The organism is Streptomyces sp. WM6378 (assembly GCF_001279695.1).
Lineage (GTDB): Bacteria > Actinomycetota > Actinomycetes > Streptomycetales > Streptomycetaceae > Streptomyces.
Window position 1 is genome coordinate 1 of the sequence record NZ_LGDD01000056.1, and the last position, 14,483, is coordinate 14,483.

The 14,483-nt window shown below is 70.4% G+C and carries 12 protein-coding genes and 2 pseudogenes; 6 read left to right on the forward strand and 8 right to left on the reverse strand.

Going from position 1 to position 14,483, the window contains the following annotated elements:
* Positions 1-115 precede the first annotated feature (115 nt).
* Entirely contained in the window at positions 116-2,533 is a 2,418-nt protein-coding gene (locus ADK54_RS07965; protein ID WP_053724833.1) for a cation-translocating P-type ATPase, read from the reverse strand.
* A gap of 106 nt (positions 2,534-2,639) precedes the next feature.
* Complete coding sequence (locus tag ADK54_RS07970) at positions 2,640-2,930, reverse strand: DUF2530 domain-containing protein (RefSeq protein WP_053724834.1); 291 nt, start codon at positions 2,928-2,930, stop codon at positions 2,640-2,642.
* Between the two features lie 204 nt (positions 2,931-3,134).
* Here ADK54_RS07970 and ADK54_RS07975 point away from each other — a divergent pair, with 204 nt between their 5' ends.
* Complete coding sequence (locus tag ADK54_RS07975) at positions 3,135-4,589, forward strand: NCS2 family permease (protein WP_053724835.1); 1,455 nt, start codon at positions 3,135-3,137, stop codon at positions 4,587-4,589.
* Between the two features lie 23 nt (positions 4,590-4,612).
* On the opposite strand, the gene ADK54_RS07980 is transcribed toward ADK54_RS07975, so the two are convergent.
* Positions 4,613-4,795 (reverse strand): ribbon-helix-helix protein, CopG family, encoded by a 183-nt coding sequence (locus ADK54_RS07980; RefSeq protein WP_053724844.1) that lies wholly within the window; start codon positions 4,793-4,795, stop codon positions 4,613-4,615.
* 157 nt (positions 4,796-4,952) lie between these two features.
* Between ADK54_RS07980 and ADK54_RS07985 the strand changes: the two genes are divergently transcribed.
* Together ADK54_RS07985 and ADK54_RS07990 are read left to right on the forward strand one after the other, a co-directional pair.
* Complete coding sequence (locus ADK54_RS07985; RefSeq protein ID WP_053724836.1) at positions 4,953-5,396, forward strand: MarR family winged helix-turn-helix transcriptional regulator; 444 nt, start codon at positions 4,953-4,955, stop codon at positions 5,394-5,396.
* A 27-nt stretch (positions 5,397-5,423) separates the two neighbouring features.
* Positions 5,424-6,761, forward strand: a complete 1,338-nt coding sequence (locus ADK54_RS07990) for an MFS transporter (protein WP_053724837.1) — start codon at positions 5,424-5,426, stop codon at positions 6,759-6,761.
* 85 nt (positions 6,762-6,846) lie between these two features.
* On the opposite strand, the gene ADK54_RS07995 is transcribed toward ADK54_RS07990, so the two are convergent.
* Positions 6,847-8,055, reverse strand: coding sequence for an FG-GAP repeat domain-containing protein (locus ADK54_RS07995; protein ID WP_053724838.1), 1,209 nt, complete (start codon positions 8,053-8,055; stop codon positions 6,847-6,849).
* Positions 8,056-8,171: 116 nt separating this feature from the next.
* Here ADK54_RS07995 and thpR point away from each other — a divergent pair, with 116 nt between their 5' ends.
* Entirely contained in the window at positions 8,172-8,741 is a 570-nt protein-coding gene (thpR, locus tag ADK54_RS08000) for an RNA 2',3'-cyclic phosphodiesterase (protein ID WP_053724839.1), read from the forward strand.
* Positions 8,742-8,898: 157 nt separating this feature from the next.
* Here thpR and ADK54_RS08005 read toward each other — a convergent pair.
* From ADK54_RS08005 to ADK54_RS08015, 3 genes and pseudogenes are all read right to left on the reverse strand, one after another.
* Positions 8,899-9,893 (reverse strand): annotated as a pseudogene (locus tag ADK54_RS08005) (aldo/keto reductase).
* Positions 9,894-9,981: 88 nt separating this feature from the next.
* Positions 9,982-10,943 (reverse strand): annotated as a pseudogene (locus ADK54_RS08010) (aldo/keto reductase).
* Positions 10,944-10,989: 46 nt separating this feature from the next.
* Entirely contained in the window at positions 10,990-11,529 is a 540-nt protein-coding gene (locus tag ADK54_RS08015; RefSeq protein WP_053724840.1) for a MarR family winged helix-turn-helix transcriptional regulator, read from the reverse strand.
* 48 nt (positions 11,530-11,577) lie between these two features.
* Here ADK54_RS08015 and ADK54_RS08020 point away from each other — a divergent pair, with 48 nt between their 5' ends.
* The gene (locus ADK54_RS08020; RefSeq protein ID WP_053724841.1) at positions 11,578-12,087 is read left to right on the forward strand and encodes a carboxymuconolactone decarboxylase family protein; all 510 of its coding nucleotides are present in this window, start codon (positions 11,578-11,580) and stop codon (positions 12,085-12,087) included.
* A 25-nt stretch (positions 12,088-12,112) separates the two neighbouring features.
* Here the strand turns inward: ADK54_RS08020 and ADK54_RS08025 are convergent, their stop codons facing one another.
* On the reverse strand, positions 12,113-12,778 hold the full coding sequence (locus ADK54_RS08025) for a DUF4232 domain-containing protein (protein WP_159047664.1): 666 nt from the start codon (positions 12,776-12,778) through the stop codon (positions 12,113-12,115).
* A gap of 358 nt (positions 12,779-13,136) precedes the next feature.
* On the opposite strand from ADK54_RS08025, the gene ADK54_RS08030 reads away from it, so the two are divergent.
* Positions 13,137-14,261, forward strand: coding sequence for a DUF2786 domain-containing protein (locus ADK54_RS08030; protein WP_053724843.1), 1,125 nt, complete (start codon positions 13,137-13,139; stop codon positions 14,259-14,261).
* Positions 14,262-14,483 lie beyond the last annotated feature (222 nt).

Genomic DNA, 14,483 nt, shown 5'->3' on the forward strand with positions numbered 1-14,483 from the left:
ATCCAGTCTCCCGTCACGGGCGGGCGGGTGGGCGAACCCCCCGGGGTCTGGGGCGGAGCCCCAGGAGCTCGGGCCAGCCAACCCGGCGCAATGGGCGGGCGGGTGGGCGAACCCCCTAGTCCGGCCACCGTCGTACGACCCACCGCCACACCACCTCCAGCACCCCCGAAGCCACCACCGCAATGCCGACGGCAGTCCACGGCATCACCGCCCCCACCAGCTTCAGCGCGAAGAAGTGCTGCAGCCACGGCACCGCAAGGACCAGCAGGAACGCCACTCCCATGGACACGACCAGCGCGATCCGCCACCACGTGTACGGCCGGGCGATGATCGCCAGGACCCACATCGAGACCAGGAACAGGGTCAGCGTCGTGACGCTGGTCTCGGCGTCCAGCTCGCCCGGCCCCGAGTAGTACGCCCGCGCGATCATGTACGTCACGAACGTGGCCACCGCCGCGATGACCCCGCTGGGGATGGCGTACCGCATCACCCTGCGCACGAAGTGCGGCTTGGCGCGCTCCTTGTTGGGGGCCAGGGCCAGGAAGAACGCCGGGATGCCGATCGTGAACGTAGAGAGAAGGGTCAAGTGGCGTGGCAGGAACGGGTATTCCACCTGCGAGCACACCACGAACACCGCCAGCAGGACCGAGTACACCGTCTTCGTCAGGAACAGCGTCGCCACCCGCGTGATGTTGCCGATCACCCGCCGCCCCTCCGCGACCACCGACGGCAGTGTGGAGAAGCTGTTGTTCAGCAGCACGATCTGGGCCACCGCTCGCGTCGCCTCCGAGCCCGAGCCCATGCTCACGCCGATGTCGGCGTCCTTCAACGCCAGGACGTCGTTCACGCCGTCGCCCGTCATCGCCACCGTGTGGCCGCGCGACTGGAGGGCTGCCACCATGTCGCGCTTCTGCTGCGGGGTGACCCGGCCGAAGACCGCGTTGGAGTCGAGGACGTCGGCCATCTCGGCCTGGTCGGTGGGGAGTTGGCGGGCGTCGACCGTGTTGGCCGCGCCGGGCAGGCCGAGCTTTCCGGCCACCGCGCCGACGGACACCGCGTTGTCGCCGGAGATGACCTTCGCCTTGACGTTCTGCTCCTCGAAGTAGCGCAGGGTGTCGGCCGCGTCGGGCCGCAGCCTCTGTTCGAGGACGACCAGCGCGCTGGCCTTGGCGTCGGAGGCGATGTCGGGGTCGTCGAGCTCGCGGGAGGCGCGGGCGAGCAGCAGGACGCGCAGGCCCTTCTCGTTGAGCGTGTCGATCTCCGACAGGGCCGGGTCGCCGGGCTTGAGCAGCACGTCGGGCGCGCCGAGCAGCCAGGTGCTGTTCTCGCCGTCACCCTCGCTGAACGCGGCGCCGCTGTACTTGCGGGCCGAGGAAAACGGCAGCGACTCGGTGCAGCGCCACACCTCGCTGTCCGGATAGGCGTCGATGATCGCCTGGAGGGAGGCGTTCGGGCGCGGGTCGGACTCGCCCAGCGCGCCGAGCACTTTGCGTACGTACGCCTCGTCCGAGCCGTTCAGCGGGCGCAGCTCCGTGACGTCCATGCCGCCCTCGGTGAGCGTGCCCGTCTTGTCGAGGCACACCACGTCGACGCGGGCCAGGCCCTCGATCGCGGGCAGTTCCTGCACCAGGCACTGCTGGCGGCCGAGCCGGATGACGCCGATCGCGAAGGCGACCGAGGTCAGCAGGACGAGACCTTCCGGGATCATCGGGACGATGCCGCCCACGGTGCGGGCGATGGAGTCCTTGAAGTTGTTGTCCTTGACCACGAGCTGGCTGATGACCAGGCCGAGGGCGGTGGGGATCATCATCCACGTGACGTACTTGAGGATGGTGGAGATGCCGCTGCGCAGCTCGGAGTGGACGAGGGTGAACCGGCTCGCCTCTTCGGCCAGTTGAGCCGCGTAGGCCTCGCGGCCGACCTTGGTGGCGGTGAACGCGCCGCCGCCCGCGACCACGAAGGCGCCCGACATCATCTTGTCGCCGGGCTTCTTGAGGACCGGGTCGGCCTCGCCGGTCAGGAGGGACTCGTCGACCTCCAGGCCGTCCGCCTCGACCGCCTCGCCGTCCACCACGATCTTGTCGCCGGGCCCGAGTTCGATGACGTCGCCGAGCACGATCTCGGAGGTGGAGATCTCGGCGGCCCGTCCGTCGCGCCGCACCGTCGGCTTGGCCTCGCCGATGACCGCGAGTCCGTCCAGGGTCTTCTTGGCGCGCATCTCCTGGATGATGCCGATGCCGGTGTTGGCGATGATCACGAAGCCGAAGAGGCTGTCCTGGATCGGCGCCACGACCAGCATGATCGCCCACAGCACGCCGATGATCGCGTTGAACCGGGTGAAGACGTTGCCGCGGACGATCTCCGCGGTGGACCGACTGCTGCGGACCGGAACGTCGTTGACCTCGCCGCGCGCCACCCGCTCGGCGACCTCGGCCGTCGTCAGCCCGCCGGCCCGCCCCGCCGGCGCGGGACACTTCATGGGATGGACGGGGTCGAGTTCCGCCCCGGCGTCGATCTTGGCGCGCTGCGTCATGATTTCGACGGTACGGCGGGAACGGGCGCTTCACCTGCCGGGACGGCCGAACATCCGACCCTGGGAGGAGACGGATGGTCCTCTGGCCGTACACAGGTCCCGCGGGTTACTGACTTTCGGCTCTTGCGTCCGGTCCGGAGCCGGCCGCCTGTTGTGCGGCGTGCCGCTTGATCGCCGCGTCGCGGCCGCGGACGTACCAGATGCCGATGAGGCCGAGGCCGCCGCCGGCCAGGCAGGTCCACACCCACCACAGGTGGCCGTGGTCGTCGAACCAGCCGTAGAAGGGGAGCTGGACGAGGAAGAGGACGAACCAGAGGATCGTGCCGCCGGTGATGGTGGCGACCACGGGGCCCTCAAGGGGCTCCGGCGCCTCGTGTTTCGGTGTCCACTTCGCCATGCGATCAGTGTAGGGCGCGGCTATTCCCGGGAATCCGGCCTGCGGCCGGTCCAGTCGGCCCTTGGGTCTACGCGCGGAGATGGTGATCTTCGACTTATGTATTCATACTGAAACGGCTTACGGCTGACTCATTCTGTTCGTTAAAACGTCCAAAGAAGTTCGGGTACGTGCCGTTTCCCCGCCCCTTCACGACTGAGGTTCCGCATGCCCTCCTCGGCCCCCGACAAGGTCGACGCCGCAGCTCAGCCGCCGGCACCCGCCAAGCCGACCAACGGCCTGGACCGCTACTTCAAGATCTCCGAGCGGGGCTCCAGCATCGCCCGTGAGATCCGTGGCGGATTCGCGACCTTCTTCGCGATGGCGTACATCATCGTGCTGAACCCGATCATTCTCGGCAGCGCGAAGGACATGTACGGTCACCAGCTCAACAGCGGGCAGCTGGTCACCGCGACCGTGCTCACGGCGGCCTTCACCACGCTGCTGATGGGCGTCATCGGCAACGTGCCGATCGCGCTCGCGGCGGGGCTCGGCGTCAACACCGTGGTCGCGCTCCAGCTGGCGCCCCGGATGAGCTGGCCCGACGCCATGGGCATGGTCGTCCTGGCCGGCTTCGTGGTGATGATCCTGGTCGCCACCGGCCTGCGCGAGCGGGTCATGAACGCGGTACCGCTCGGCCTGCGCAAGGGCATCGCGATCGGCATCGGCCTGTTCATCATGCTGATCGGCCTGGTCGACTCGGGCTTCGTCTCGCGCATCCCGGACGCCGCGCACACCACCGTGCCGCTCGAACTCGGCGGCAACGGGCACCTGCTCGGCTGGCCGGTCCTGGTCTTCGTCCTCGGCGTGCTGCTCACGCTCGCGCTGATGGTCCGCAAGGTGCCGGGCGCGATCCTGATCTCCATCGTGACGATGACGGTCGTCGCGATGATCATCAACGCGGTGGCCACGGTGCCGTCCTGGGGCCTGACCACCCCGAAGTGGCCGGGCAACCCGGTCGCCGGCCCGGACTTCGGGCTCGTCGGCCAGGTAAGCCTCTTCGGCGGGTTCTCCAAGGTCGGCCTGCTGACCGGCATCCTCTTCGTCTTCACCGTGCTGCTCTCGACCTTCTTCGACGCCATGGGCACGATCATGGGCATCAGCGACGAGGCGGGCCTGACCGACTCCCAGGGCAACATGCCCGGCATGAACCGGGTCCTGTTCGTCGACGGCATCGCGGTCGCGGCGGGCGGCGCCTCGTCCTCGTCCGCCACCACCTGCTTCGTGGAGTCCACGGCGGGCGTCGGCGAGGGGGCGAGGACCGGCTTGGCCAACGTCGTGACGGGCGGCCTCTTCACCGTCGCCCTGTTCCTGACCCCGCTCGCCACGATGGTGCCCTCCCAGGCCGCCACCCCGGCGCTGCTCGCGGTCGGCTTCCTGATCCTGTCCGGCTCGATCGGGCAGATCGACTGGGCGGACTGGACGATCGCCATCCCGGCCTTCGTGACGATGCTGATGATGCCGTTCACGTACTCGATCACCAACGGCATCGGCATGGGCTTCATCACCTTCACGGTGCTGCGCCTGGTGGCCGGTCGGGCCCGCGAGATCCCGATCGCGATGTACATCGTCTCGGCCGTCTTCGGCTTCTACTACCTGATGCCGGCGCTCGGACTCACGTAGCGAACAGCCCCCGGCGGGGCGCTTCACGCCGCGCCGTAGAACCTCTCCGTCTCATCCACCGCCGCGTTGAAGCGTTCGTCGAAGTCGTCGCGAATGAGCGTCCGGACCACATAGTCCTGGACGCTCATTCCGCGTTTCGCGGCATGGTGCCTGAGCCGTTCGAGCAGCTCACCGTCTATCCGCAGGCTGAGCACGCTGGTCCCCATGGAGCGAGGGTCGCCGCCCGCCGGGGCATCGCGCGTCACTTTTCGCAGGCATCTCACTCGTTCGGGTGAAGTGTGGCGCGATGTCGCCGGTGTGGCGCTGGACACCTGGGCTTAACCCAGTGGTATTTAGCCAGAGTAATGAGTTATGCTAACGAACATGTCTGACCTGTCCCACGGCAGTGGCGAGGACGCCGCCGCCGTGAACTCCCTGCGCTCGGCCGTCATGCGTCTTGGCCGGCGCCTCAAGCACCAGCGCGTCGACGAATCGCTCAGCCCGACCGAGATGTCGGTGCTCGGCACCCTGGCCCGTTGCGGCTCGGCCACCCCCGGTGAGCTGGCCCGCAAAGAGCACGTACAGCCGCCGTCGATGACCCGGATCGTCGCCCTGCTTGAGGCGAAGGGACTGGTCCGGCTGGAGCCGCATCCCGATGACCGCCGCCAGAAGGTGGTCAGCCAGACCGAAGAGGCCGAGGCGATGCTCGAAGAGAGCCGCCGAAAGCGCAACGCCTGGCTGGCTTCCCTCGCGGAAGGCCTGGACGAGGACGAATGGGCGAAGCTGCGCGCGGCCGCCCCGGTCCTGGAGAAGCTCGCACACCTGTAAACGCGCATCACTAGGAGGCGAGCCCTTTTGAGTACGGGATCCGGAGCAGACTCCGCCCCCGCACCTACCCCCACCTACAACAAGCGCGGCGGGGGGACGTTCTCCTCGCTTGCGGTACGCAATTACCGGCTGTTCTTCTCCGGCGCCATCGTGTCCAACATAGGCACCTGGATGGCCCGGATCACCCAGGACTGGCTGGTCCTGACGATCACCGGCTCCTCCGTGGCGGTGGGCATCACCACCGCCATGCAGTTCCTGCCGATGCTCCTGTTCGGCCTGTACGGCGGCGTCATAGCCGACCGGTTCGCCAAGCGGAACATCCTGTTCGTGACGCAGGCGGCGATGGGCCTCGGCGGCCTCTTCCTCGCCGTGATGACCCTGTCCGGGCACGTCCAGGTGTGGCACGTCTACCTGACGGCCTTCTTCACGGGCCTGGTCACCGTCGTCGACAACCCGACCCGGCAGTCGTTCGTCTCCGAGATGGTCGGGCCCGACCGGGTGCGCAACGCGGTCAGCCTCAACTCGGCGAACTTCCAGTCCGCCCGGCTCGTCGGCCCCGCCGTCGCGGGCGCCGTCATGGCGGCCGTCGGACCCGGCTGGGCGTTCCTCGCCAACGGCCTGTCCTTCACCGCCCCGCTGATCATGCTGACGCTGATGCGCACCAAGGAACTCCAGCCGACCAGGCTCGCCCCGCGCGGCAAGGGCCAGCTGAAGGAAGGGCTCGCGTACGTCTCCGAGCGGCCCGAGCTGATCTGGCCGATCGTCCTGGTCGGGTTCGTCGGCACCTTCGGGTTCAACTTCCCCATCTGGCTGAGCGCGTTCGCCTCCGACGTCTTCCACGGCGGCTCCGGAATGTACGGCGTGTTCAACAGCCTGATGGCGATCGGCTCGCTGATCGGCGCGCTGCTCGCGGCCCGGCGGTCCTCCACGCGGCTTCGGATGCTGGCGCTCGCGGCGTTCCTGTTCGCGGTGCTCGAACTCGTCGCGTCCGGGGCGCCCGGCCTCGGCGTGTTCATGGCGCTGCTCATCCCGGTCGGCATCCTCGGCCTCACGGTGAACGTGACCGCCAACGCCTCGGTGCAGATGGCCACCGACCCCGAGATGCGGGGCCGGGTGATGAGCCTGTTCATGATGGTCTTCACCGGCGGCACCCCGCTGGGCGGCCCGCTCTTCGGCTGGCTGACCGACGTCTACGGCGTCCGCGTCAGCCTCGCGCTCGGCGGTCTCATCTGCGGTGCGGCGGCGATCGGCGTGGGCCTGATGCTGGCCCGCGCGGCCAACCTGCGCCTGAAGGTCGACGTACGGCCCGGACACCGGCACCTCGAATTCGTCCCGAGGAATCCCGCCCTGGTGACGGCCGCCTGACGGCACGCCGAACGTGAACGGCCCGGCCCCCGCATGCGGGGGCCGGGCCGTTTCGCCTGCGTGGGCGAACTCAGAAGATGCGAACTCAGAAGATGTCGCTCATCGCCCAGTTCCAGTCCTCGTGCCCGTCGCCCAGGGTGCCCTTGCCGGTGCCCGGGTACGTCGTGAGCTCGCGGTCCGACTTGGCGAGCAGGTCGGGCGCGTTCCAGGCGACGTCGTCCAGTACGTCGCCGACGCACAGCAGCGTCGGGTACTTCTGCCAGCCGCCGCTGCCGATCAGGACCCGGTGGCCGAAGCCGCCGTGGCCATTGCCCGGGTAGCGCCACAACCTGCCCGCCGTGTCGCTGGCGACGACGTCGCCGTGCCCGTCTCCGTCGAGGTCGCCCGTGCCGGTGAACGTCAGGGTCGAGCCCCAGCCGGCGCCCAGGCTCCTGCGGTGGCCGAAGCCGCCGTGGCCGTTGCCCGGGTACAGCCAGGCGTGCCCGGACTTGTCGAGGGCCATGAGGTCGTCGCGCCCGTCTCCGTCGAGGTCGCCCACCGGCGCGAAGCGCCGCATGCCGGACCAGCCGGCGCCCACGCGCGAACGCTTGCCGAGGCGGCCGTCGCCCGTGCCCGGGTACAGCCACAGCACGCCGGCCTTGTCCCGGGCGAGCAGGTCCTCCTTGCCGTCGCCGGTGAGGTCGCCGTGCCGGGCCAGCGTCATGCCGTTCCAGCCGCGGCCGAGGTAGGTGCCGTTCCCGTCGCCGTCCAGGAAGTAGAGGCTGCCGTTCCAGTTGCGCTGGAGGAGGTCGGCCTGGCCGTCGCCGTTGAGGTCGCCGAAGGGCAGCGCCTTGGCGTCTTCGCCGTCGCCGGAGTTCCAGTCCGAGTACTCCTTGCCCGACTGGCACTCGCGCAGCGTCCGGCCCCAGCGGAACGAACTGTTCTCGTCCTTGCGGGGCTTCGCGCCGTGCGGCGGGGCGGGCTTCGGCGGGGCGGTGCCTATGCCCGGGTCGCGCACGTACATGTCGCGGCCCGGGTCCAGGTACTGGAACTCGGCCGGGCTCCACATGCAGGAGAAGTCGCCGCCGGAGCGGTTGTAGACGGCCGGTGCCTCGTCGTCCCACGGCTCGGTGGAGGCCTGCGGACCGGCGTACGCGTCCATCGGGGCCTGGTTGTCGGCGTGGTCGAAGACGCAGAACTTGCCCACCGGGCAGTGGTCGAAGCCGACGGAGGCGTCGGCCGGGGCGACCGCGGTCGCGGTGAACCCCACGACGGCGGCAGCCGTCGCCAAAGCAGTGCGGATGGTCAGCCGCATGGATGATTTCCCCCCAGGGAAGCCGAGGCCAGGGCCCCGCAGAAACGAGCGACGGGATCCTACGCCCGCCTCTTCGGCGGCTCCGCACAGGGTGCCGATCTTGATTGACTGTCCCCATGCGCCTCTTCGCCGCCGTACTTCCCCCAGCGTCGGCCATCGACGAACTCGGCCGCACCGTAAGGCAGTTGAACTCCCTGTCCGACGTGCAAGGGCTGCGCTGGACCGGACGCGAGGGCTGGCACCTCACCCTCGCCTTCATGGGCGAGACGGACGAGGCGGTCCTTGAGGAGCTGCACGAGCGGCTGCGCAGGGCGGCCCGCCGCACCGACCCGTTCACGCTGCGGCTGCACGGCGGCGGCCGCTTCGACGGGCGCGCCCTGTGGGCCGGTGTCGCGGGCGGCCTCGATCAGCTGCGGCTGCTCGCCGAACGCGCGGACGCCGCCGCCCGCCGCTCCGGCATCCCGATGGACCAGCACCGCCGCTATGTGCCGCACCTCACCCTGGCGAGATCCCGCACGCCGATGGACCTGAAGCCGTACGTCGACGGGCTCGCCGCGTTCGAGGGCAGCCCGTGGCAGGTCAGCGAGTTGGCCCTGATCCGCAGCAGCCTCCCGAGCGGCGGTATCCCCGGAGAGCGGCCCCGCTACGAGGCGGTCGCCCACTGGCCGCTCGGCGGGGGCGGTTAGGCTCAAGGGGTGGACCCGAAGACCAGGAACCGGATCATGGCCGGTGTGCTCGTGCTGATGTTCGTCGTCGTGGCGGTGGCGGCCGCCGTAGGCTGACCGCCCCCGCCCCAACGCGTACGCACCATCAGGCGCGTACGGCCTGCGAGACCCTACGGACTTACCAGGCGAAGGCCTCCGGCGACGGCCCGGGGCCCGGGAAGATGTCGTCGAGCGCGGTCAGGAACTCCTCCGACAGGTCGAGTTCGACCGCCCGCAGCGCCGCGCCCAGCTGGTCCGCCGTGCGCGGGCCGACGATCGGGCCCGCGACGCCCGGCCGGGTGAGCAGCCAGGCGAGCGCCACGTCGGCGGGGTCGAGGTCGTGCTTGGCGACGAGGTCCTCGTACGCCTGGACCCGCTCCCGCACGCCCGGCTTCGCGAGGGTCTGGACCGCGATGCCGCCCTGGGAACGCGAACCCGAGCCCTCGCGCTCCTTGCGCAGGATGCCGCCGAGCATGCCGCCGTGCAGCGGCGACCAGGGGATGACCCCGAGCCCGTAGTCCACCGCCGCCGGGATGACCTCCATCTCGGCGCGGCGCTCGGCGAGGTTGTAGAGGCATTGCTCGCTGACCAGGCCGAGGCGTCCGGTGCGGGCGGCGATTTCATTGGCCTGGGCGATCTTGTAGCCGGGGAAGTTGGAGGAGCCGGCGTAGAGGATCTTGCCCTGGGTGATCAGGACGTCGATGGCCTGCCAGATCTCCTCGCGAAGGGGGTCAGGCGGTCGATGTGGTGGAACTGGTAGACGTCGATGTAGTCGGTGCCGAGCCGCTTGAGCGAGGCCTCGACGGAGCGGCGGATGTTGACCGCCGACAGCTTGTGGTGGTTGGGCCAGGGCTCGTCGACGCCCATGTTGGCGTACATCTTGGTGGCGAGGACGGTCTTGTCGCGCCGGTCGCCGCCCTGGGCGAACCAGCTGCCGATGATCTCCTCGGTACGGCCCTTGTTCTCGGCCCAGCCGTACGCGTTGGCGGTGTCGAAGAAGTTGATGCCCGCGCCGAGCGCGGCATCCATGATCGCGTGGCTTGCGGCCTCGTCGGTCTGTGGTCCGAAGTTCATCGTCCCCAGGACGATCCTGCTCACCTGGAGACCCGTGCGTCCGAGCTGCGTGTACTTCATGGGAATCAAGCCAACGTCTTCGAGCGCGCTCAAGGCAAGGGGCCGGGCCGGGACTTCCTGACCCGGACCGGCCCGTCGGCGTACGTGACTACCAGGCGAAGGCCTCCGGGGAGGGGCCAGGACCCGGGAAGATCTCGTCGAGCGCGCCGAGCAGTTCCTCGCTCAGCTCCAACTCCACGGCGCGCAGCGCCGATTCGAGGTGCTCGGGGGTGCGCGGGCCGACGATGGGGCCGGTCACGCCGGGCCGCGAGAGCAGCCAGGCCAGCGCCACCTCGCCGGGTTCGAGCTCGTGCTTGGCGAGCAGGTCCTCGTACGCCTGGACCCGCGCCCGTACGACCGGGTCGGCCAGACCCATCGCCGAGCGGCCTCCCTTGGTGGTGCGCGAGCCGGTGCCCTCGCGCTCCTTGCGCAGCGCGCCGCCGAGCAGGCCCATGTGCAGCGGGGACCAGGGGATGACGCCGAGCCCGTACTCCTGGGCGGCCGGGATGACCTCCATCTCGGCGCGGCGTTCGACGAGGTTGTAGAGGCATTGCTCGCTGACCAGGCCGAGGCGTCCGGTGCGGGCGGCGGTCTCGTTGGCCTGGGCGATCTTGTAGCCGGGGAAGTTGGAGGAGCCGGCGTAGAGGATCTTGCCCTGGGTGATCAGGACGTCGATGGCCTGCCAGATCTCCTCGCCGTGCCGAGCCGCTTGAGCGAGGCCTCGACGGAGCGGCGGATGTTGACCGCCGACAGCTTGCTGTGGTTGGGCCAGGACGGGGTGTTCCAGGGCTTGCCCTGTGTCATGTCGCCGTACATCTTGGTGGCGAGGACGACCTTGTCGCGCCGGTCGCCGCCCTTGGCGAACCAGGAGCCGAGGATCTTCTCGGTGAGCCCCTTCTCCTCGTCCACGCCGTAGATGTCGGCGGTGTCGAAGAAGTTGATGCCCGCGTCAAGGGCGGTGTCCATGATGGTGTGGCTCGCGGCCTCGTCGGTCTCGCTGCCGAAGTTCATCGTGCCGAGGACGAGACGGCTGACCTGGAGTCCGGTGCGTCCGAGCTGTGTGTACTTCATGGGGCCATCAAAGCCTGCTCGTGTGCGCTCGAAGCAAGACCCGCGTTCAACTGCCCAGCCAGCTGGACGCGTCGAGCCGGAAGGCCTCCGGGGGCACGGCGGTGCGCAGCGAGGCTTCGAGTTCGCGCAGCCGGTCGCTGCCCAGCGTGTCGGCCCAACTCGCCCGCAGGTCATCGAAGATGGCCGCCGACCGGGCGAGCGCGTCCAGGCCGTGCGGGGTGAGCCGGACCAGCTTGCGGCGGGCGTCGCCGGGGTCGTCGGCGCGCTCCGCGTAGCCAAGGGCGATGAGGCGGTCGACGGTCTTGCCGGCCGCCTGTTTGGAGACGCCGAGCCGCCGCCCGATCTCGCTGGCGGTCGACCCGGGCAGGCCGATGGCCTGGAGCGCGAAGCCGTGCGCGGGCCGGATGTCCGGGTGCCCCTGGCGAGCGAGCTCGGCGTGCAGCCGGTCGATGAGCGAGCGGAACCCGGCGAGGAGGAGCAGGGGGAGCTCGTATCCGGGCGCGTCGGGACGGCCCGCGGCCCCGCGGGGGGCGTTGCGCGAATCGACAACCTGGTTTACCTTTTTTTCGTCAACCACGTTGTCCATTCTAGGGCCCGGGCCTGATCCGGGCCGTACGGAAAGTGGAGTCACCCGATGTTCACCGAGCACACCCTGGAATCGGCCCCGGCCGCCTCGCGCAAGACCATGGAGATGACCATCCGCCACCTGGGCCGGCTCACCCCGCCGGTCGCGCGGCTCGCCACCTCCCCGCACCTCCTGGACGGCTTTCTCAAGCTGAGCGGGATCTTCGAGCAGACCACCCTGGAGCCGGTGGCGCGCGAGGTCGTCATCATGACGGTGGCCGCCCGCAACGAGTGCCACGTCTGCGTGGCCATGCACACCGGCAAGCTGCGCGAGCTGGGCGCCGACGAGGACCTGGTGGGCGCCCTGCACGAGCAGCGCGCGCTCGCCGACCCGAAGCTCGATGCCGTACGCCGCTTCACGCTCGCGGTCCTGGCGAAGGCGGGCGGCGTCGAGGACGAGACCGTCAAGGACTTCCTGTCCTACGGGTACACCGAGCGGAACGCCCTCGAAGTGGTCCTCGGCATCGGCACCTACACGATGTCCACCTTCGCCAACCGCCTCACGGGCGCGGGCCTGTGAGGCGTCAACTCGCCGTATCCATAGGCTACTTGGAGCCGACCGGGCTGATGTAGGTGCCCGGGTGGGTGGCCCCGTCCTGGAGCAGGACCGAGGAGAATTCCCAGGGCAGGGTGTGGGAGTGGGTCTCGTCCGGCGGGGTGATCACGATGCTCTTCGGCTTGAACTCCTGCCCGTCGCCCTTGTTGAACGGCAGGTAGAAGATGTTGAAGGTGGTCGTGGCGTTGGGCCGTACCGTGACCGTCTTCGGGGTCTCGGCGGTGCCGCGCGTGAGCGGCCACCGGGTCGGGCCGCCGACCAGGTCGACCCCCGGATAGCCCTTCATCACACAGGACTTGGCGCCCTTGTTGGTGAGGGTGATGGTGACGGCGCCCTGCGAACCCTGCGACTGGGCACCGCTGCCCGGGGCGACGGCGAAGGCGAGCTGGGAGGTCAGGCAGTGGCCGGCGCCGGCGTCCGTTCCGGTCCCCGCGTCCGTGCCCCCGCCGGTGCTGCCGCCGGAGGGGGCCATGGTGCGGCCGCCGTCGCCGCCGGTGGAGGAGGACGCGGCGCCGGTGCTGCCGGGGGCGGTGCTGCTCGGGGTGTCGGTGGCGACCTTGCCGGAGCCGCCGTTGTCGCTGCCGCAGGCGGTCAGGGTCAGGCCGGCGGCGATGACGGCGATCGCGGCCATGGGGGCGGTACGCAGGCGCAACACGGCGGTCCCTTCGTTCGTTGTCCGTTCGGATGCCCAGCGGGCCCGGTCTCAAGCGGAACTCGGACGGAACCCGGGTGGATCTCGTGCGGGCCGGGCACCTTCTGGACGTTCCGCACCGCCAGACGGTTTCACCGGGCGGCCCCGATCGCGGGGTCGGCGCGCCGGGAAATTGTCCACAGGCTGTGGGCGACGCGGGCGCGGCCCGCGTTTCGTGGTTCCGTTCGATTCCTGGGACGATCGTGGGCGAGGCGCGCGGACGTGGTGCGGGCGGGCTCGTCATTCGCCATTCGTGAGGAGACAGTTCCATGGCAGTGCGGCACACCGCGGTGACCCGGCCGTACGGATCCGGGGCGCTGTGATGGAGGCCGTGGACCGCGCGTTCGCGGCGGCGCTCTACATCGAGGGGGACGCGGCCCTCGACACCGGCGCCTCGCTGCTCGCCGCCGCACCGGACGTGGATGCCGAACTCGCCTTGCGGGGGCGGGAGTTCGTGCGGCGCGCCTGGGGCCGGGGCTGGCAGCCCGCCGATGTCGTCCGGATCGTACGGCGTGACCTGGACGAGCCGCACGTGCGCATCCTGAGCGGCCTCATCCGCGACGAGCTCGGGCGTTACGAGCGGCTGCCCGCGCGGTGGCAGGGGCAGCTGGACGAGCTGCCCGGCGAGGCGTGGCGGTCGGACCGGTTCTCGTACGCCACCGCCGTCCTTGAGCTCTACCGGCTGCTGCTCGCGCTGCCCGCGATCGAACCTGCCGGGCCCGCGCCGGGGGCGCCGCTGCTCGGGCCGCCGGTGCACGGCGAACCCAAGATGCTGGCCCGCATCCGGGCGCTGCTCGCGAAGGCCGAGGCGACCGGGTTCCCCGAGGAGGCGGAGGCGCTCAGCGCCAAGGCGCAGGAGCTGATGGCGCGGCACAGCGTGGACGAGGCGCTGCTCGCGGGGCGCGGGCCGGGCGGCGAGGTGCCGGGGGCCTGCCGGATCGGGGTGGACGCGCCGTACGAGACGGCCAAGGCGATCCTGCTCGACGCGGTCGCGTCCGCGAACCACTGCCGGGCCGTGTGGAACGCGGAGCTCGGCTTCTCGACGGTGGTCGGATTCGAGGGCGACCTGGAGGCGGTGGAGCTCCTCCACACCTCGCTCCTGGTGCAGGGCACGGTCGCGATGACGAAGGCGGAGGCCGCGCAGCGGGCGGGTGGCCGCAAGCGCACGAAGACGTTCCGCCAGTCCTTCCTGCTCGCGTACGCGGGGCGCCTCGGCGATCTGCTCGCGGCGACCGCCCGCGATGTGGAGGCGGAGTTCGGGAGCTCGCTGCTTCCGGTCCTGGCGACGCGGGCGGTGGCGGTCGAGGGGCGGGCGCAGGAGATGTTCCCCCGGACGGTGTCGACGCGGGTGAGGGGCGCGTCGGACGAGTCGGGCTGGCGAGACGGCCGCGCGGCAGCGGACCGCGCCCACCGAGGCGGCCCACCCGGGCTGCCCCCAGCGCCCTGACCGGGGCGGAGCCCCCCCCGGGCCGCTGCCTGGGGCTTCCGCCCCAGACCCCGGGGGGGTGCCCGCCCTCCCGCCCGTGCAGGGGGTTGGATGGTCCGGCTTCTGGGGGCTGCGCCCCCAGACCCCCTGCGGGGACTTCGTCCCCTGCACCCCTTTTCGGGGCTCCGCCCCGGACCCCCGTTCGCGCCTGAAGGGCGCTCGTCCTCAAACTCCCCCAAGGCC

Coding starts and splice junctions, on each gene's coding strand:
- ADK54_RS07965 (WP_053724833.1), bottom strand. CDS start 2,533: ATGACGCAGCGCGCCAAGATCGACGCCGGGGCGGAACTCGACCCCGTC.
- ADK54_RS07970 (WP_053724834.1), bottom strand. CDS start 2,930: ATGGCGAAGTGGACACCGAAACACGAGGCGCCGGAGCCCCTTGAGGGC.
- ADK54_RS07975 (WP_053724835.1), top strand. CDS start 3,135: ATGCCCTCCTCGGCCCCCGACAAGGTCGACGCCGCAGCTCAGCCGCCG.
- ADK54_RS07980 (WP_053724844.1), bottom strand. CDS start 4,795: ATGGGGACCAGCGTGCTCAGCCTGCGGATAGACGGTGAGCTGCTCGAA.
- ADK54_RS07985 (WP_053724836.1), top strand. CDS start 4,953: ATGTCTGACCTGTCCCACGGCAGTGGCGAGGACGCCGCCGCCGTGAAC.
- ADK54_RS07995 (WP_053724838.1), bottom strand. CDS start 8,055: ATGCGGCTGACCATCCGCACTGCTTTGGCGACGGCTGCCGCCGTCGTG.
- thpR (WP_053724839.1), top strand. CDS start 8,172: ATGCGCCTCTTCGCCGCCGTACTTCCCCCAGCGTCGGCCATCGACGAA.
- ADK54_RS08015 (WP_053724840.1), bottom strand. CDS start 11,529: ATGGACAACGTGGTTGACGAAAAAAAGGTAAACCAGGTTGTCGATTCG.
- ADK54_RS08020 (WP_053724841.1), top strand. CDS start 11,578: ATGTTCACCGAGCACACCCTGGAATCGGCCCCGGCCGCCTCGCGCAAG.
- ADK54_RS08030 (WP_053724843.1), top strand. CDS start 13,137: ATGGAGGCCGTGGACCGCGCGTTCGCGGCGGCGCTCTACATCGAGGGG.